Genomic DNA, 19104 nt, shown 5'->3' with positions numbered 1-19104 from the left:
GTTAATATGTTGAAAAATAATAATACTAAAATTATGGTTACAGTTGCCTTATTTGTTGCTTTAATAGCAATAGGAGCATTTATGAGTATACCGGTTGGCCCGGTATCAATAACATTACAAACATTATTTGTAATGTTATCCGGATTTTTTTTAGGGAAAAAAGCATATCTTGCAAGTATAGTTTATGTATTTATGGGGTTAATGGGATTACCTATATTTTCAGGATTTAGAGGTGGATTATCAAGTATATATATGCCAAGTTTTGGTTTTTTAATAGGAATGATATTTTCCGCTTTATATATAAGCATTATGTTTGAAAAAGTTAAAAATATTAATTTTTTAAAATCTTTAATAATTTTTATTACATCCGTTTTAATTATTTATTTATTTGGAATACCATATATGTCTTATATTTTAAACATATATTTAGGAAAGGCAATGAGCCTTTCAAAAATATTAAGGGTAGGCATGTTAGTTTTTATACCTGGAGATTTATTAAAGTGTATAGTTGCGGCTAATATTATATCTAGAAATCATATTGAGAGATTTAGAATTAAATAAAAAATTAGAAAAGAGCTGTTGCAAAATAACTAAAAAATTATTTTGCAACAGCTACCTATTTTTTGTAAGGATCTTTAATTTTATATAAATTATAAGAAAAAGACTTTATATTTTCATTTAACAAAAGGTTTAATGATAAGTCTTCATTTATGGATAAAAGTTTACCAAAATATGTTTCCTTATTTGAAACTAAGGTTATATTAGTATTTTTTAAATATAAGCATTCATTATAGTTATTAGTTATATTAGAAATACTAAAGTCGTTTTCTAAAGATTTAATAGAAGGAATAATTTCATTTATTATCTTTTTTGACTCGTTTTCATAATTTGTTAAAGAAAGACTTATATAATTATCATTCAATTCTTCATTTAGTTTAATATTATTTAATAAGTTTAAACCAATTCCTATTACGCTATATTCTAATTTATTATCTTTTGAAAAAATATTTTCTATAAGAATACCACCTAATTTTTTTTCATCTAAAATTATATCATTAAGCCATTTTAATTTAATATTTTTATTATAGAGTTTATCTAAAATATTTTTTATTTCTAAAGCAGTCCTTATACTCAAATATTTAAGTTTCTCAATATCGTATTTTGGTTTTATAGCTATACTAATATATAAACCTCCAGGAGGAGATATAAATTTATTATCTTTTTGTCCCCTACCTTTAGTTTGTTCTTTGGCAATAACGATTTTGTAGTTACTATTTTCAATCAAATATCTTTTTAGCTGATCGTTTGTTGAATCAATTGTTTCAAATACTATTATTTCATTATCTATTCTATCCATTTTTTATATTCCTTGATGTTATTATATATAAACTATATATAGATTTAATTGAAAAATAAATATATATAAATAATATCATATAATTTGTTATAAAATATATATAATTTTATAATGAATTCGTATATCATAAATTACACAAGAATATAAATTATAGAAATAATGTTATATATTCGTAAATTTAAGAATAAACTTTGTATTATATAAATTAGTTAAAATTTGTAGGAAAATAATATAAAAAAAATGATATCGAAATCATTTAAAAAAGTAAATATTTTTGTTATTATATTATTGGAGATAAATGAGCTATACAAGAGTAGAAATTTAATTTCGCCAGAAAATAAAAAAAATAATTAGTGTTATAATGAGCTTTATATTTATTGTAAATATTATTTCACCAACAGTATTTGCAAATAATTTAAACACATATAATAGTACTGAAAGAACAATAGTTGAAGATAATTGAGATTCTTATGTTATCGTTTCTAAAATGACAGAAGAAACTAATAAATATGAAATTTATAAAAATAAAGAATCTAATTCTATTTATACTATTAAGAGTTTTGATGAAAACATTTTTGTTTATAAATATGACAAATTAATACATGAATTTAATAATAAAAATGATAATATTTCATCATTTAATAAATTATATCGAAGTGTTACAACATGGAATTGGCAATATCGTTATTATACAAAGAAAGATATTTTTAGCGAAAAGGCTTTAATTATTTCGTTATTAGCTTCTACTTTAGGGCTAGCAGCAGGACTTGTTACATCATTGGGTATACACATTTACACAAAAGGAATAGAAGATGTTTATTTTACAGAAAAATATAGATATATAATAGATAGTGAAAATGAATCAATGAAAAAAGAAAGGTATATCTACGCTTATGAAAATAGTGATAGAACTCGTCTAATTGATGTAGTTCATACTATTGATAAGGTGGCTTGGGATTAAATTATGGATATTAAAAGTTTAAGTTTAAGATTTATTAAATACATTTATATATCAGTTGTAAGCTTCTTAGCTGGTGTTTATATTTATGATGTTATGACTGGAGAAATTAAAACTTCATTATATGATTTATTACCATATTTTTTTGTATTGGTATTTGCAAGTTTAATACAGGTTATAAGAGATAGAGAAAAAAAATAAAAAGAAATAGTTTAAATTAATAAATGTTATAAATATATAATATATTTACATTACAATTTTAGGTATTTGAGAATTAGAAGTTAAGATTTCTAATTCTATTTTAAATTTAAATATTTTCAATAAAATATATCAATCTTTTTTATATCTTTAATGTAATGTATTTTAAATAATTAAAATATATTTCAATCATGAAATCACTTTCAAACAATACCCTTAAAAGCAGCTAATATACTTGACAATTTCCAATAAAATCAATATAATAAAAGTTAGCATTTTACAACAGATAATTATGTAAAATTGTAAAAGATTAAATAAGTTTACAAAATATTAGGAGGATTATTATGAAGAGAACTTATCAACCAAACAGAAGAAGTAGAGCAAAAAAACACGGATTTAGATCAAGAATGTCTACTCCAACAGGAAGAAGAGTTTTAGCAGCTAGAAGACGTAAAGGTAGAAAACAATTATCAGCATAATTGAATTTACACGGGAAAATATTTATGGAAGAAAAATTTAGGATTAAAAATAATTTAGAATTTAAGAGATTGTATAATAGGTCAAAGAGATTTTACAATAAAGATTTTAAGATATTAGTATCAAATAATTCATATGAGTATCCTAGATTTGGATTTACAATTACTAAAAAATACGGGAAAGCAAATAAAAGAAATTCGGTGCGTAGAAAATTAAAAGAAATAATAAGATTAAATCTTTCAAATTTTGAAAATGGGAAAGATTATATAATTGCACCTAAATACCACACTATTGATAAAACATATTCAGAATTGGAAAATTCTCTTAAACATGTAATAAAAATTGCAAAGAGAGGCTAATATGAATAAATTTATGATGATTTTAATAAAACTTTATAGAAAATATATATCACCTGTTTTAGGAAGTAATAAGTGTAAATATACTCCCACGTGTTCACAATATGCAATTGATGCGTATACCAAATATAATTTCTTTAAGGCAACAGCAATGACTGTTTGGAGAATTTTAAGATGTAACCCTTTTAGTAAAGGTGGTTATGATCCTGTTAAATAGGAGGATTTATGAATTTTTTAAATGATTTGTTAGGACAATTATTTAAATTCGTATATGAAACAGTAGAATCATTAGGGCTAGGAAGTGCACATATATCAAATTATGCATACGCATTAATAGTTATGGGATTATTTTATAAAGTTATTACAATTCCAATGACTATTCAATCAGCTAGAAATGCAGAAAAACAAAGAAAAATGCAGCCTGAGCTTGATAAAATAAAACAAAAATATGGATATGATCAACAAATCTATCAAAAGAAAATGATGGAATTTCAAAAAGAAAATAATATGATGCAAGGATGCGGAGGAAGTTGTCTAACTTTCATAATTCAAATGGTAATTATTTTTGCATTGTATAAAGTTATTCAAAATCCAAAGACATATATACATAATTATGACAAAATAAGTAGAGTGTTCTTTTGGATACCGGATTTAGCATTAGCTGATCCGACAGGATATTTACTACCATTAATTAATTCTGTATCACAGTTAGGATTCCAATATTTCAATAGAAATAATATGGGAGCAGGAAATGCACAAATGAATAGCATGCAAACAATGATGTATATCATGCCAGTAATGTTTTTCTTTATATTTAGAACATTGCCAGCAGGATTGGTATTATATTGGACTGTAGGTAACTTTATAGAAATAATTATTAGAGGTGCAGGTTTATTAATAGGAAAAATTAAAGCAAGAGGATAATAGTATGAAATCAATAATTAAATCAGCTAAAACTATTGAAGAAGCTATTGATTTAGGTATTAAAGAATTAGGTTTATCTAAAGAAGATGTAGAATATGAAATTTTAGAAGAACCAAGTAAGGGTTTATTTGGTATTTTCGGTGGAAATGATGCGATAGTTAAAATAAAAGAAAAAGCAAAAAATACTATTGATATTAAAGATTTGTTATCTGATGAAGAAGATTCATTTGTGAAAAATGAAATTGAATATGATTCAAATGATGAGGATGAAGAAGATGGTGATTTTGAAGATAGGTTTAATCAGTTGGAAGAAGATGAAGAAGCTGAAGTTGTTGAAGTAGTTCAATCTTCTGAAAAAGTAGAAATAGTTGAGGAATCTTCAAATGTTGAATTAAATAAAAAATCTTCCTATGGTGAATTAGATGAATCATCAGAAGATGAAGATTATGGTTCAGAGGATGATTTATATGAAGAAGGTGCAGATTTAGGATTTATGGAAGACGAAAATAAAGATGTAGAATTTGCAGTATATACTTCAGATGAATCAGCTATAAAAAATACTAAAGATTTAGAGTTTTCAGGTAAGGTTTCAATAATTACTGATAATGATGATTTGCAAACTGTCGCTGAAAAAGTAAAGAAAAATTTAGAAGATATTTTAGTTAAAATGCATATTGAAACTAAAGTTTCTTACGAAACAAGTAGAGATAATATTATTAACCTAAATCTAAATGATATTTCTGAAAATGACACAGGGATAGTTATTGGAAGTAAGGGTGAAACATTAAATGCAATTCAATATGTATTATCATTATTAACAAATAATAATACAACTAAGTTTTATAGAGTTACATTAAATGTTGGTGATTATAGAAATAGAAGAAAAAAAACTATAGAAAATAATGCTCAAAGAGTAGCATTTAAGGTATTGAAAACTAAAAAATCTATTGCATTAAAACCTATGAATTCATATGAAAGAAGAATAGTACATTATTCTTTACAAAACTACAAGGAAATAGAAACTGTGTCAACAGGAAAATTCCCAAATAGAAAAGTAGTTGTGAAATATAAAGGATAATCCTTAATAGCAAGATGGCTCCTATTGATATGTTTAATACATTTCTTTGGAGCTTTTTATTTTATAAAGGAGAAAATTTATGGCAGAAAAGACAATAGCTGCTATATCAACAGCTACAGGTGAAGCTGGAATTGGTATTGTACGTATGTCAGGAGAAGAGTCATTTGATATAGCTAAAAAAATATTTAGAAAACCTAATAAGCAAACAGTCAAAGATTTTCAAAATAGAAAATTAAATTATGGATATATTTTTGATAATAACGAAAATATGATAGATGAAGTTTTATTAGCATTTATGAAGGGACCACATACTTATACAAGAGAGGATATAGTTGAAATATATTGCCATGGTGGCCATATTGCTGTAAAAAAAATATTGGATTTATTATTAAAAAATGGTGCATATATGGCTGACAGAGGAGAATTTACTAAAAGAGCTTTTTTAAATGGTCGTTTAGACTTATCACAAGCCGAAGCTGTAATAGATTTGATAGATGCGAAAACGGACAAGGCATATGAAGCTTCCCTACTCCAATTAAAAGGAAGTGTAGCATCTAAAGTTAAAGAGATAAAAACTAAAATGTTAGACTTAATGGCAAGAGTAGAATTTTCTATAAATTTTATGGAAGATTACGAAGATGATTTACCTTTAGACCCATTATATGAAAAATCAGAAAATATTCTTAAAGATTTAAACGAGTTGATTAATTCCTCCAATCAAGGAAGAATATTAAAAGACGGTATAAAAACAGCCATTATAGGAAAGCCGAATGTAGGAAAATCTTCATTATTAAATGCCTTATTAAAAGAAAATAGAGCTATTGTTACCGATGTTGCAGGGACTACAAGAGATACAATAGAAGAATCATTGAATCTGGGAGGAGTGTCAATAAATATAATTGATACAGCAGGAATCAGAGATACAGATGATTTGGTAGAATCAATAGGTGTTGAAAAAAGTATACAAATTGCTAATTCAGCAGATTTGGTTATTGCGATTTTTGATATGTCTAGACTATTAGATAATGAAGATGAAAAGATTTTAGAGTTGTTGAATAATAAGAAATCAATAATATTGTTGAATAAACAGGATTTAGAGATTAAAGCTGATAAAAAGCTTATTGAAAATAATTTTGGCAATTCTACTATTATAGATATGTCAATTATTGAAGAAAAAGGAATCAAAGAACTAGAAGATTCAATATTGGATATGTTTTTTGATGGAGAAATTAAAGTAGATAATACAGTTTTAATTACCAATATAAGACATAGGGATTTACTTGTTAAAGCTAGAGATAATATTATTTCAGCTGTAAATGATGTAAAAAAAGGTATTCCACTAGATGCTGTAGAAATTGATTTTAGAAATGCATTTTCTCAAATGGGAGAAATTACAGGAGAAACAATCGAAGAAGATATCTTAGATAAGATATTTAAGGATTTTTGTATTGGAAAATAGATATTGTTAATTAAATAACTATTATTATTGAGGGAGACAAAATGGAAATTAAAAATTATATAGCTGATGAAGTTGATGTTGTTGTTATTGGAGCTGGACACTCAGGGATTGAAGCTGCTCTTGCAAGTTCTAGATTAGGGAAAAAGACAATAATGGCAACTATAAGCTTAGAATCAGTAGCTGACTTGCCGTGTAATCCAAATATTGGAGGAACAGGTAAAGGCCACTTAGTTAGAGAAATTGATGCTTTAGGCGGAGAAATGGCACTAAATATTGATAAGGCTTCAATTCAATCAAAAATGTTAAATACATCTAAAGGTCCGGCTATTCATTCTTTGAGAGTACAAGCTGATAAGAGAGTATATCATGAAGAAATGAAGAAAGTTTTAGAAGCAGAACCAAATTTGAGATTGGTAGAAACAGAAATAGATGATATATTAGTTGAAGATGGAAAAGTTATAGGAGTTAAATCTGTGACTGGTGCTATTTATAAGTCTAAAGCAGTAGTTGCATGTACGGGGACTTATTTAAATGGACTTATATTAATGGGAGAATTACAATATTCCTCAGGGCCACATGGTATGAAGCCTGCCACTCACCTATCCAAAAATTTAGAAAAATTAGGTTTTGAATTAAGAAGATTTAAGACAGGAACTCCAGCTAGAGTTCATAAGAGATCATTAGATTTCAGTAAGATGATTCCACAATATGGAGATGAAAATCCGGTACCATTTTCATTTATGAATGTTGATAAAGATTTTAAATATAAACAAGAATTATGTTATCAAACTCATACAACACTTGAAACACATGAAATAATTAAAAGAGAATTGTATAGATCCCCTATGTATGCTGGAGTAATAGAAGGAATTGGACCAAGATATTGTCCATCTATAGAAGACAAAGTAGTAAGATTTTCAGATAAAGATCAGCATATAATATTTATTGAACCGGAAGGAAGATCAACAAGTGAAATGTATGTTCAAGGAGCTTCTTCAACACTTCCAGTTGAAGTGCAACAAGAATTTTATAAAACGATAGTTGGTTTAGAAAAGGTTGAATTTATGAGACCAGCTCATGGTATAGAATATGACTGTTTAGATGCTACAACATTAAAGTCTAACTTAGAATGTGTTCATATAAAAAATTTATTTTTTGCAGGACAAATAAATGGAACATCAGGATATGAAGAAGCTGCAGCACAAGGCTTAATAGCGGGAATTAATGCGGTTTTATCAATTGATGGAAAAGAACCATTTGTATTGGATAGATCAGAAGCATATATTGGAGTATTAATTGATGATTTAGTTACTAAAAGTCAAAGAGAGCCATATAGAATGATGACATCTAGAGCAGAATATAGATTAACACTAAGACAGGATAATGCGGATTTAAGATTAACACAAAAAGGTTATGACTTAGGATTAGTTTCAGAAGAAAGATATCAATTAATGATTGAAAAGAAGGAAACTATTGAAAAAGAAGTAGAAAGACTTAAAAATGTAATTTTAACACCTACGTCAGAAACAAATGAAATTTTAAAAAAATTAGACACCCAAGAAATAAAGACCGCTGTATCGCTTTATGAGCTTATAAAAAGACCGGAGTTAAGCTATGAGTTATTAGAAGTGTTAGATCCGCTTAGAACGCAAATAAAGAAGCCATATGTCTTAGAGGTTCAAACTCAGATAAAATATGAAGGATATATTAGAAAGCAAAATATGCAAATAGATCAATTTAAGAAAATGGAAAATAAAAAACTAGATTTTATTGAAGATTATACTAAAATTGATGGTCTGAAAAAGGAAGCCGCTGAAAAACTGAATATTATTAGACCGGACTCAGTTGGACAAGCATCTAGAATGCCTGGAGTAACACCGGCAGATATTAATGTAATATTAATTTATCTAGAAGTACAAAAAAGGAAAAACAATAATGAAAAATAAATTTTTTACAGATTACGGATATAATTTAACTGAAATACAAGAACAAAAATTTGATGAATTTTATAAATTATTAGAGGAATGGAATTATAAAATTGATATAACAAAAATTGTTGAAACTGAAGAAGTTTATATTAAGCACTTTTTAGATTCCTTGTTAATTACAAAATCCGGTATTATTGAAAAAAATCAAAATATTATAGATATAGGTACAGGTGGTGGTTTTCCCGGAATTCCACTTAAAATATACAATGACACATTAAAATTTGTTTTATTAGATAGTCTAAAGAAAAGAATTAATTTTTTAGATGTTGTTGTTGAAAAATTGAATTTAGATAATGTCGTTCCCCTACACGGTCGTGCTGAGGAATTAGCTAGAAAAGAAGGAATCAGAGAATCATTTGATATTGCAACATCTAGAGCTGTCGCTCCTATGCAAACTTTATTAGAATATTGTCTGCCCTTTGTCAAAGTAGGAGGATATTTTATAGCTATGAAAGGACCAAACTACAAAGAAGAGTTAAAAAATTCTAAATCAGCAATAAAACTATTAGGAGGGATGTTAGATAGAGTTATAGAATATGAATTGCCTAATAATTTAGGAAAAAGAAGTTTAATTCTTATAAAAAAAATAAAATCTACTCCATATAGATTTCCAAGATCCGGAGGAAAGCCAAAATCCAAACCAATTAATTAATAGTATGTCGTGTTAATTTACACGGCATTTATTTATATCTAATTTTTACTAAATTGTAAAAAATATAATTCAGAATGTTTCATATGAAACAAAACAAAAAATAATATAAAACCAAATAATTTAAAATGTTTCATATGAAACAAATTAATAAAAGTAATATTTAAAATGTTTCATATGAAACATTTTAAATTATCAATTTAATATATGTGTTAATTGTGATATAATTAAAAACGAGGTGTTTATGAAAGTAATATCGATTTTTAATCAAAAAGGTGGTGTTGGAAAGACAACTACAGTTGTTAACTTGGCTTCAGCACTTGGAAAGAAAAAGAAAAAAGTTTTAGTTGTAGATCTTGACCCGCAAGGAAATAGTAGTTCTGGATTAGGAATAAATAAATCTGATTTATCATATAGTATTTATGATGTTTTAATTGATGAATATAAGTTTGTTCCATTAGATACCAGTTCTGAAAATGTTAAAATAATACCTTCAAATTCGGATTTATCAGGATTTGAAATAGAAGCTGTTAATATAAATAATAGAGAAAAATTGCTGTATGGTTATTTAGAAAATAATAAAGAAAATTATGATTTTGTACTTATAGATTGTCCACCATCATTAGGACTACTAAGTATAAATGCGTTAGTATCAAGTGATTCTGTAATTATCCCGATTCAAAGTGAATATTATGCTTTGGAAGGTGTATCTCAGTTAATGCAAACATTGGACTTGATTAAAAGTAGCTTAAATAGTGATCTAGAAATAGAAGGTGTAGTAATATCAATGTTTGATGGTAGAAATAATTTATCTTTGGATGTTGTTGAAGAAGTTAAGAAATATTTTAAGGATAAAGTATTTAAAACGATTATTCCTAGAAATATTAGACTTGCAGAAGCACCATCACATGGTTTATCAATTATAGACTATGATAAATCATCAAAGGGTGCTAAATCATATATAAAATTAGCGAATGAATTAATAAAACAAAATAAGTAGGTGTTTATGGTTAGAAGAAAAGGATTAGGAAAAGGACTTGGAGCCTTAATTCCTGAAAAGGAAATTTTAGAAAATAAAGACTCCGATTTTGAAAAGATTCAACAAATAAAAATTGATAAAATTGAAGCAAGTGATAATAATCCAAGAAAAAATTTTGATGATGAAACTATTAATAGTTTATCAAAATCCATAAAATTATATGGTATATTACAACCTTTAGTTTTAATAAAAAATGACGAAAAATATAAAATCGTTGCAGGTGAAAGAAGATATAGAGCGGCTAAAATTGCAGGCTTGGAAACAGTACCAGCAATAATTAGAGAATTAAATGATAAAGATAAAGATATGATTTCCATGATAGAAAATATTCAAAGAGAAGATTTAAATCCATATGAGGAAGCTCAGGCATATGAAAATATTATGAAGATTCATAATTTAACTCAAGAAGAACTAAGTAATATTATAGGAAAGTCAAGAACATATATAGCAAACATTGTTAGATTATTATCACTTGATGATTTTACCATTTCAGAACTTGAAAAGGGTAATATAACTTCTTCACAAGGTAGAGCTCTACTAGGGATTAAAGATATTTTTGAAAGAAAAAAATATTTAGAAATGCTTATAAAAAAAGAAATTACAGTAAATGAAATTGAAAAAAAATCTTCTAAAAAAGAAAAAAAGATAATTAAAAAAGATGTGTTTATAAAAGATATAGAAGATAGATTAAAGGAATCATTAGGTGCAAAAGTTGATGTGAAAAAATCGTACAATAAATGGAAGGTTAGTATTGAATTTGCAAATGATGAACAAATTGAGGAATTTTTGGAACGATATGGTTTAGGAGAATGAAATGGATAAATTTTTATTATTTATAATATTTATTATGATGGTTATAGTTTGTATTTCAGCATTAAAGATAATAAGTTTAGGAAATAAAATTGACAGGATTAGATTTAGATATGATAAGCTTTTACGAGGGAGAGGTGAGCTTAATATTGAAGAAATATTATTAAGACATAATGATGAAATAGGAGATATTTCTGCTAAAAATGAAGAAATAGCAAGTTTTTATGATGATATTAAAAATGATTTTGAAGAAAATACAAATTCAATGTATTCAGATATAAAAAAATTAACACAGGATTTATCTGAAAAACAAAATAGGGAAATTGAACAATTGCAAAATGAATATATAGAATTTAGAGACAATTTAAACGAGGAGTATAGCAAACAAATTAAGTACTTGAATGAAAAATTATCATTTTCAATGCAAAAACATATTTTGCATAAATATGATGCTTTTGAAAATCAAACTGGTAAATTATCATTTACGTTCATTTTGCTTGACCAGTTTAATAATGGTATAATGATAACGTCAATTAACGGTAGAGAGAGTTCATATACATATTCTAAATATATTAAAAATGGAAATCCTGATGCGGAATGTTCAGCGGATGAATTCGATGCGTTAAATATGTTGTTAGGAAAATAAGAAAAGGAGAAAATCTATGAATTTATCACTTATTGAAAGTTTAAAAAAATCAATAGAAGGAAAAAATATTAAAATTGTTTTACCTGAAGGGGAAGATGGAAGAATATTAAAGGCAGCTGTAAAATTAAAAAGAGAAAAAGTTTTATTTCCCATTCTTTTAGGAAACAAAGAACAAATTATAAAAGAAGCAAATAAATTGTCTTTAGGAGCTGAAATTGAAGAAATTGAAATTAGGGATCCGGAAAATGATCCTAAATTTGATGAATATGTAGAGGCTTTTATTGAATTAAGAAATGGAAAAAATACAAAAGAGCAAGCCGAACAAATGTTAAAAGATGTAAATTATTTTGGGACTATGATGGTTCAATTAGGTGAAGCTGATGGTATGGTTTCGGGTGCTATTCATACAACTGGAGATACTGTAAGACCGGCATTACAAATAATCAAAACTAAACCAGGGGTTTCAAGAACATCGGGGGCAATGGTAATGCTTGGAAAACAAGGAGAAAAATATTTATTTGCTGATATAGCTATTAATACAACATTAGATGCACAACAACTAGGAGAAATAGCAGTTATATCATCACAAACAGCTAAAGTTTTTGGTATTGATCCAAAAGTTGCATTATTATCATTTTCAACAAATGGTTCAGCCGTAACACCTGAATCACAAAAGGTAGCTGAAGCAGCTAAAATTGCAAAACAAATAGTTGAAGAGCAAGGTTTAGATGTGCCGATAGATGGAGAAATGCAATTTGATGCAGCTGTTTCATCAACAGTAGCAGACTTAAAATTCCCTTCATCAAATGTAGCAGGGTATGCAAATACATTTATATTTCCAACATTAGAAGCAGGAAATATTGGATATAAAATCGCTCAAAGACTTGGGGGGTATACAGCGGTAGGACCAATTTTACAAGGATTGAAAAAGCCGGTTAATGACTTATCTAGAGGATGTAATTCAGAAGATGTTTACTTAACATCAATCGTTACAGCAGCTCAATCATTACAATAATTATTATGCCTGGTCTAAAGATCAGGCTTTTTTATAAGGAGAAATTTATGTTGTGTGGAATAATTGGAGCAATGCCAAAAGAAGTAGAAGCAATTAAAGATAAGATGTTAAATATAAAAGAAGAAAATATTCAAGGGGTTGATTTTTATTTTGGTAAAATTAATAATCAAGATGTTATTCTTACTAAAAGTGGAGTTGGTAAAGTAAATGCAAGTATTATTACAACTTTAATGATAATGACATATCATCCTGATTACATAGTAAATATTGGAACGGCAGGAGGAATGTTAAAAGAACAAAATACCTTGGATATTGTAATTTCCGAAAATGTAATACAGCATGATTTTGATACTTCATATATTGATGGAAAATCCGGAATTGGAATTACAACAAAATCTGATGAATTACTTAGAAATAAAGTAAAAGAATCATTTTTAAAAAATAAAGTTGATTCTAATATATATTTTGGAGATATAATAAGTGGAGATGTTTTTGTAGGAGAAGAAGTTAAGGTTTTGGAATTAAAAGAAAAATTTCCAACTGCGATTGCATGCGAAATGGAAGCTGCTGCAATAGGGTATACTTGTGATAAGTTTAATATTCCATTTATAATAATTAGATCACTTTCAGATATTGTTCATCATGATAATAGTAATATTGATTTTATGAAAAATGTTGAAATTACAAGTAAGAGATCTGCTGATATGCTTGAAGAATTTTTGAAATAAATATCATCACATTTATAACAATGTAAATGTTATCAAATATAAACGCTTTAATAAAATGTTTATAAATAAAACATTTTATTATATAATGAAATATATTATTAATTTAGTTTAACATTATGTAATTTTAAGGAGTTAAAATGAACAAATCTAAAAGACAAGAAGCAATCACGACTCTTGTTAATAAAAAGGGAAGCGTAAGAGTTTCGGATATTGTTGAATTGTTAGGTGTAACAGATATGACTGTAAGAAGGGATCTTGCTGAATTGGAAAAGCAAGGTGTTTTAACAAAAATACATGGGGGCGCAAGGACTAATAATTCTTATAAATATTTAGAAATATCTCATGACGAAAAGCATATGTATAATATGGCTGAAAAACTATATATAGCAAAAAAAGCCTCTAATCTTATACAAGATGGAGACACAATATATTTAGGCCCTGGGACAACTGTTGAACTTTTAGCCAAAGAAATTAAAAATAAAAAAATAAGAATAATTACAAATTGTCTTCCGGTTTTTAATATATTACTTGAAAAGAAGACTGAGTTATTTCAAGTTTTTCTATTAGGAGGAGAAAAAAGACGTTTAACAGAGGCTTTTGTAGGAGAAATAACTTATACGATATTAAATACTATGAGATTTACAAAATCATTTTTCGGAGCTAATGCTGTAAAAGAAAATGATGTAATGGCATCAAATTATGAAGAAGCTTTTACTCAAACGCTAGCATTAAATAATTCGGTTGAAAAATATTTATTAATAGATTCGTCTAAAATTGATAGGGAAGATTTTGTAACTTTTTTTAAATTGAGTGATACTACTGCGGTTATTACAAACGAAAAAGATAATGATAAAATAAAAAGCTTATCTTTATTTACAGAAGTGATTAATTAGTTATAATAAAACAAAAAATCAACATTAATGTTCAATTATTAAACATTAATGTTGATTTTTTGTTTTATTTATTTTATAATTAAGATAACCAAAAAACGTTATCATAAAATAGGAGGTTGTATGAGGGTTATTGTAGGTTCAATTCAAAGATCTAAAGTATTGAAAAATAAAATTTTAGATTTTATAAAAGCTGAAAAGAAGGAGGTAATAGATTTAAGTAGAGAAGATGATGATTTTGTTTCATTGACACTTGATATTGTAAAAGAAATAAAAAAAAATCCAGATGATTTAGCTATTATTATTGATGAATATGGTGTCGGAAGTTTTATTGTTGCTACAAAAGTTAAAGGAATTATTGCAGCAAATGTATCAGAAGAGAGAAGTGCATACATGACAAGAAGTCATAATAATTCAAGAGTTTTAACTTTAGGCTCACTTTTAGTTGGTGAAAAGTTGGCAATAAATATTGTTAAGTCATTTATTTATGGCGTTTATGATGCTGGAAGACATGAAATTAGAGTTGATATGCTAAATAAAATGTGTTAGGAGGTGATATATGAAAATAGCAATTGGTTGTGATCATATCGTAACAGATGAAAAAAATAAGGTAATTAAACATTTAATAGATAATGGACATGAAGTGTTTGATGTTGGAACTTATGATTATAAAAGAACTCATTATCCTATATATGGTAAAAAGGTTGGTTATGCGGTAAAAAATGGTAAAGCTGATTTAGGAATTTGTATTTGTGGAACTGGTGTAGGAATTAACAATGCTGTTAATAAAGTAAAAGGGATCAGGTCTGCACTTGTAAGGGATATTACAAGTGCTGTATATGCTAAAGAAAATCTTAACGCAAATGTTATTGGTTTCGGTGGAAAAATAACAGGCGAATTTCTGATGAATGATATTATAGATGCATTTATAAATACAAAATATAAAGATACACCAGAAAATAAATTAATTTTAGAAAAAATTGCTTGTGTGGAAACTGAAGCACTAAATCAAGAGGATGAAGGATTTTTTGATGAATTCATTGAAAAGTGGGATAAAGGAGAATACGGCAATTGATTATAAGTTAAAATTTATAGAAGGAGGTAAAATGAATAAAGATGATATCACAATGATAGGATTTGAGATAGTTGCATATGCGGGAGATGCAAGATCTCATTATATGAACGCATTAAAATATGCAAAATCTAAGGATTTTGAAAAAGCAAAAGAAGAAATTGATTTAGGTGAAAAGTGCATAATTAATGCTCATAAAACTCAAACTGAATTATTGGTAAAAGAAGCTAGAGGCGAAGATTTACCATTTAGTGTAACTTTTATTCATGGTCAAGATCATTTGATGACTACAATGTTGTTAAGAGATTTAATAGAAACAATAATTGAACTTTATAAAGAAAAATGAGGAGAAGAAAATGAAAGGATTAATTAAAAAAATAGAAAAAGTTAAACCATTTTTTGAAAAGTTATCAAGAAATATATATTTAAGATCTATAAAAGACGGTTTCATAGCAGGTATGCCGGTAGTACTATTTTCGAGTATATTTTTACTTATAGCATTTGTTCCAAATGCATTTGGATTTAAATGGAGTGATAAAACTGTTGAATTATTAATGAAGCCATATAATTATTCTATGGGTATTTTAGGGATATTGGTTGCAGGAACAACAGCAAAAGCATTAACAGATTCTATGAATAGAAACATGGGATCAAATAATCAAATGAATTTTATGTCAACAATGTTAGCTGCAATGGTAGGATTTTTACTATTATCTGCAGATCCATCTAAAGATGGTGGATTTTTAAGTTCTTATATGGGAACAAAGGGATTGATAGCAGCATTCTTAGCAGCATTTTTAACAGTAAATGTATATAAAGTTTGTTTTAAGAATAATGTAACAATAAAAATGCCGGGAGAAGTACCACCTAACATTTCAAAAGTATTTAAGGATTTAATTCCATTTTCAATTTCTATTGTAATTTTATATGGATTGGATATATTAGTTCACAATTATGCAGGTAAAAACGTTGCTGAATCAATAAGTATTTTATTAGCACCATTATTTAAGGCAGCTGATGGATATTTAGGATTGACAATAATATTTGGGGCATATGCATTCTTCTGGTTTATAGGTATCCACGGTCCATCTATTGTAGAACCAGCTATAGCAGCTGTATTGTATACTAATGCAGAAGTAAACTTAGGTTTAATGCAAGCAGGACAACATGCAGATAAAGTAATTACAGCCGGAACTCAAATGTTTATAGTTACAATGGGTGGTACGGGAGCTACATTGGTTGTTCCATTTATATTTATGTGGCTTGCAAAATCAAAAAGAAATAAAGTTGTAGGTAGAGCATCTGTAGTTCCAACATTTTTTGGTGTAAATGAACCAATATTATTTGGTGGACCTCTTGTATTAAATCCAATATTTTTTGTACCATTTATTTTAGCACCAATTGTAAACGTTTGGATATTTAAGTTTTTTGTAGATACACTAAAAATGAACAGTTTTACAGCAAACTTACCTTGGACTACTCCAGCACCTATTGGAATGTTATTAGGTCTAAACTTCCAATTTTTAGCAATAATATTAATATTTGTATTGATTGTAGTAGACGTATTAATTTATTATCCATTCTTTAGAATATATGATCAACAAATTTTAGAAGAAGAAATAAAAGGAAAAAGTGAAGAAAGCTCAAATTTAGAAAAGAAAGTTAACGCAAATTTTGATACAAAAAAAGCTAAAGATGTTATTTCAAAGAAAAAAGAAGTTATGAGTGATTCTTTAATTAATGAGCATGTTGAGGTTTTAGTTTTATGTGCAGGAGGCGGTACGAGTGGACTTTTAAGTAATGCACTTAATAAAGCAGCTAAGGAACATGGAGTATCAGTTAATGCTGTAGCTGATAGTTATGGAGCACACAGAGATATATTGAAAAACTTTGATTTAGTTGTACTTGCTCCTCAAGTTGCTTCTAATTATGAAGATATAAAGAAAGAAACAGATGCTTTAGGCATAAAACTTGTTAAGACAGAAGGTGCTGAATATATTTCATTAAGTAGAGATGGATTAGCATCATTAAAATTTGTAAAGGAAAGTTTAAATAAATGAAAAAATTGCCAAAAGACTTTATATTTGGAGGAGCAACGGCAGCTTATCAAGCTGAAGGAAGTATAGATAAAGACGGAAAAGGAGAAGTTGCTTGGGATAAATATTTAAAAGAAAATTATTGGTATACAGCAGAACCGGCAAGTGATTTTTATAATAGATATCCAATTGACTTAAAACTTTGTGAAGATTTCTCTATAAATGGTATAAGAATTTCAATTGCGTGGTCCAGAATTTTTCCTAAGGGTTACGGGAAAGTAAATGATAAAGGAGTAGAATTTTATCATAAATTATTTGCGGAATGTAAGAAAAGAGGTGTTGAACCATTTGTAACATTACATCATTTTGATACTCCAGAATTTTTACATTCTAAAGGTGATTTCTTAAATAGGGAAAATGTGGAACATTTTGTAAATTATGCAAAGTTCTGTTTTGAAGAATTCAAGGAAATCAAATATTGGACAACATTTAATGAAATTGGACCTATAGGAGAAGGACAGTACTTAGTTGGGAAATTTCCACCTGGATTAAAATATGATTTTGAAAAAGTTTTTAATTCACATCATAATATGATGTTAGCTCATGCTAAAGCAGTTATTGAATATAAAAATAGAGGCTACGATGGGGAAATTGGAATAGTTCATGCACTTCCAACAAAATATCCATATAATCCGAAAGATGAAAGAGATATAAGAGCTTCAAAATTAGAAGATATAATTCATAATAAATTTATATTGGATGCAACTTATTTGGGGCATTATTCACCTGAAACAATGGAAGGTGTGAATCATATCTTAGAAATCCATGGAGGATACTTGGATATAAGAAAAGAAGATTTAGAAATATTTGATATTGCAAAAGATTTGAATGACTTTTTAGGAATAAACTATTATATGAGTGATTGGATGCGTCATTTTGAAGGTGAAACAGAAATAACTCATAATTCTAAAGGTGCGAAAGGAGGTTCAAAATATCAAATTAAAGGTGTTGGCAAAAGAGAATATAGTGTTGACATACCCCGTACTGATTGGGATTGGATGATATATCCTAGAGGACTATATGATCAAATAATGAGAGTTAAAAGAGAATATCCAAATTATAAAAAAATATATATTACTGAAAATGGTTTAGGAAACAAAGATAAATTTGAAGATAATACAGTTTATGATTACGATAGAATAGATTATATAAAACAACATTTGAATGTTGTAGCTGATGCAATAGAAGATGGAGCTATCGTAAAAGGATATTTTTTATGGTCATTGATGGACGTGTTTTCGTGGTCTAATGGATACGAAAAAAGATATGGACTGTTTTATGTTAATTTTGAAACCCAGGAAAGATTTCCAAAACAAAGTGCTTACTGGTATAAAAATTTAGCAGAAACACAAATTTTGAATTGA

Annotated in this window: 23 protein-coding genes; 22 read left to right on the top strand and 1 reads right to left on the bottom strand. The window is 27.2% G+C overall.

All coding sequences use genetic code 11. From position 1 onward, the window contains the following. Positions 1–6: 6 nt before the first annotated feature. The gene (locus tag EQF90_RS08275) at positions 7–561 is read left to right on the top strand and encodes a biotin transporter BioY (protein WP_134710826.1); all 555 of its coding nucleotides are present in this window, start codon (positions 7–9) and stop codon (positions 559–561) included. Between the two features lie 55 nt (positions 562–616). Here EQF90_RS08275 and EQF90_RS08270 read toward each other — a convergent pair whose 3' ends face one another. Then, positions 617–1357: a biotin--[acetyl-CoA-carboxylase] ligase gene (locus tag EQF90_RS08270; RefSeq protein WP_134710827.1), complete on the bottom strand. Its 741-nt coding sequence runs from the start codon at positions 1355–1357 to the stop codon at positions 617–619. Between the two features lie 487 nt (positions 1358–1844). Here EQF90_RS08270 and EQF90_RS08265 point away from each other — a divergent pair, with 487 nt between their 5' ends. The 21 genes from EQF90_RS08265 to lacG all read left to right on the top strand — a co-directional run bounded on the left by EQF90_RS08265 (position 1845) and on the right by lacG (position 19104). Further along, complete coding sequence (locus EQF90_RS08265) at positions 1845–2318, top strand: hypothetical protein (protein WP_134710828.1); 474 nt, start codon at positions 1845–1847, stop codon at positions 2316–2318. 3 nt (positions 2319–2321) lie between these two features. After that, positions 2322–2516: a hypothetical protein gene (locus tag EQF90_RS08260; RefSeq protein ID WP_134710829.1), complete on the top strand. Its 195-nt coding sequence runs from the start codon at positions 2322–2324 to the stop codon at positions 2514–2516. A gap of 341 nt (positions 2517–2857) precedes the next feature. Beyond that, positions 2858–2992, top strand: a complete 135-nt coding sequence (rpmH, locus tag EQF90_RS08255; protein WP_134710830.1) for a 50S ribosomal protein L34 — start codon at positions 2858–2860, stop codon at positions 2990–2992. Positions 2993–3016: 24 nt separating this feature from the next. After that, on the top strand, positions 3017–3349 hold the full coding sequence (gene rnpA / locus EQF90_RS08250; protein ID WP_134710831.1) for a ribonuclease P protein component: 333 nt from the start codon (positions 3017–3019) through the stop codon (positions 3347–3349). A 1-nt stretch (position 3350) separates the two neighbouring features. Beyond that, positions 3351–3563: a membrane protein insertion efficiency factor YidD gene (gene yidD / locus EQF90_RS08245; RefSeq protein ID WP_134710832.1), complete on the top strand. Its 213-nt coding sequence runs from the start codon at positions 3351–3353 to the stop codon at positions 3561–3563. Positions 3564–3571: 8 nt separating this feature from the next. Then, positions 3572–4270: a YidC/Oxa1 family membrane protein insertase gene (locus tag EQF90_RS08240; RefSeq protein ID WP_134710833.1), complete on the top strand. Its 699-nt coding sequence runs from the start codon at positions 3572–3574 to the stop codon at positions 4268–4270. Positions 4271–4274: 4 nt separating this feature from the next. Next, a complete protein-coding gene (jag, locus tag EQF90_RS08235) occupies positions 4275–5348 on the top strand; it encodes an RNA-binding cell elongation regulator Jag/EloR (RefSeq protein ID WP_134710834.1) in 1074 nt (357 codons plus the stop codon). Positions 5349–5427: 79 nt separating this feature from the next. Further along, on the top strand, positions 5428–6807 hold the full coding sequence (mnmE, locus tag EQF90_RS08230; protein WP_134710835.1) for a tRNA uridine-5-carboxymethylaminomethyl(34) synthesis GTPase MnmE: 1380 nt from the start codon (positions 5428–5430) through the stop codon (positions 6805–6807). 41 nt (positions 6808–6848) lie between these two features. Then, a complete protein-coding gene (mnmG, locus tag EQF90_RS08225; protein ID WP_134710836.1) occupies positions 6849–8753 on the top strand; it encodes a tRNA uridine-5-carboxymethylaminomethyl(34) synthesis enzyme MnmG in 1905 nt (634 codons plus the stop codon). Next, positions 8743–9447, top strand: coding sequence for a 16S rRNA (guanine(527)-N(7))-methyltransferase RsmG (rsmG, locus tag EQF90_RS08220; RefSeq protein WP_134710837.1), 705 nt, complete (start codon positions 8743–8745; stop codon positions 9445–9447). Before mnmG ends, rsmG begins: the two co-directional genes overlap by 11 nt. A gap of 241 nt (positions 9448–9688) precedes the next feature. Beyond that, complete coding sequence (locus EQF90_RS08215) at positions 9689–10444, top strand: ParA family protein (RefSeq protein ID WP_134710838.1); 756 nt, start codon at positions 9689–9691, stop codon at positions 10442–10444. A gap of 6 nt (positions 10445–10450) precedes the next feature. Continuing rightward, on the top strand, positions 10451–11296 hold the full coding sequence (locus EQF90_RS08210) for a ParB/RepB/Spo0J family partition protein (protein WP_134710839.1): 846 nt from the start codon (positions 10451–10453) through the stop codon (positions 11294–11296). A gap of 1 nt (position 11297) precedes the next feature. Then, complete coding sequence (locus EQF90_RS08205) at positions 11298–11939, top strand: DUF4446 family protein (RefSeq protein WP_134710840.1); 642 nt, start codon at positions 11298–11300, stop codon at positions 11937–11939. A gap of 16 nt (positions 11940–11955) precedes the next feature. Continuing rightward, positions 11956–12954 carry a phosphate acetyltransferase gene (gene pta, locus EQF90_RS08200; RefSeq protein ID WP_134710841.1) on the top strand — a complete coding sequence of 333 codons (999 nt, stop codon included), beginning with the start codon at positions 11956–11958 and terminating at the stop codon, positions 12952–12954. A 47-nt stretch (positions 12955–13001) separates the two neighbouring features. Beyond that, positions 13002–13682, top strand: a complete 681-nt coding sequence (locus EQF90_RS08195) for a 5'-methylthioadenosine/adenosylhomocysteine nucleosidase (protein WP_167554055.1) — start codon at positions 13002–13004, stop codon at positions 13680–13682. A 137-nt stretch (positions 13683–13819) separates the two neighbouring features. Then, positions 13820–14575 (top strand): DeoR/GlpR family DNA-binding transcription regulator, encoded by a 756-nt coding sequence (locus EQF90_RS08190; protein ID WP_134710843.1) that lies wholly within the window; start codon positions 13820–13822, stop codon positions 14573–14575. Between the two features lie 120 nt (positions 14576–14695). After that, on the top strand, positions 14696–15121 hold the full coding sequence (gene lacA / locus EQF90_RS08185) for a galactose-6-phosphate isomerase subunit LacA (protein ID WP_134710844.1): 426 nt from the start codon (positions 14696–14698) through the stop codon (positions 15119–15121). Between the two features lie 10 nt (positions 15122–15131). After that, positions 15132–15647, top strand: coding sequence for a galactose-6-phosphate isomerase subunit LacB (gene lacB, locus EQF90_RS08180; RefSeq protein ID WP_134710845.1), 516 nt, complete (start codon positions 15132–15134; stop codon positions 15645–15647). A gap of 31 nt (positions 15648–15678) precedes the next feature. Further along, positions 15679–15990, top strand: a complete 312-nt coding sequence (locus EQF90_RS08175) for a PTS lactose/cellobiose transporter subunit IIA (protein ID WP_134710846.1) — start codon at positions 15679–15681, stop codon at positions 15988–15990. Between the two features lie 10 nt (positions 15991–16000). Next, a complete protein-coding gene (locus tag EQF90_RS08170; protein ID WP_134710847.1) occupies positions 16001–17704 on the top strand; it encodes a lactose-specific PTS transporter subunit EIIC in 1704 nt (567 codons plus the stop codon). Then, positions 17701–19104 carry a 6-phospho-beta-galactosidase gene (gene lacG, locus EQF90_RS08165; RefSeq protein ID WP_134710848.1) on the top strand — a complete coding sequence of 468 codons (1404 nt, stop codon included), beginning with the start codon at positions 17701–17703 and terminating at the stop codon, positions 19102–19104. The genes EQF90_RS08170 and lacG overlap by 4 nt, the downstream gene beginning before the upstream one ends.

This window comes from Helcococcus ovis, from assembly GCF_004524775.2.
In the GTDB taxonomy this organism is placed as follows: Bacteria; Bacillota; Clostridia; order Tissierellales; family Peptoniphilaceae; genus Helcococcus; species Helcococcus ovis.
The sequence above is the reverse complement of the archived record's forward strand: the minus strand, read 5'-3'. Positions and strand labels throughout refer to the sequence as shown.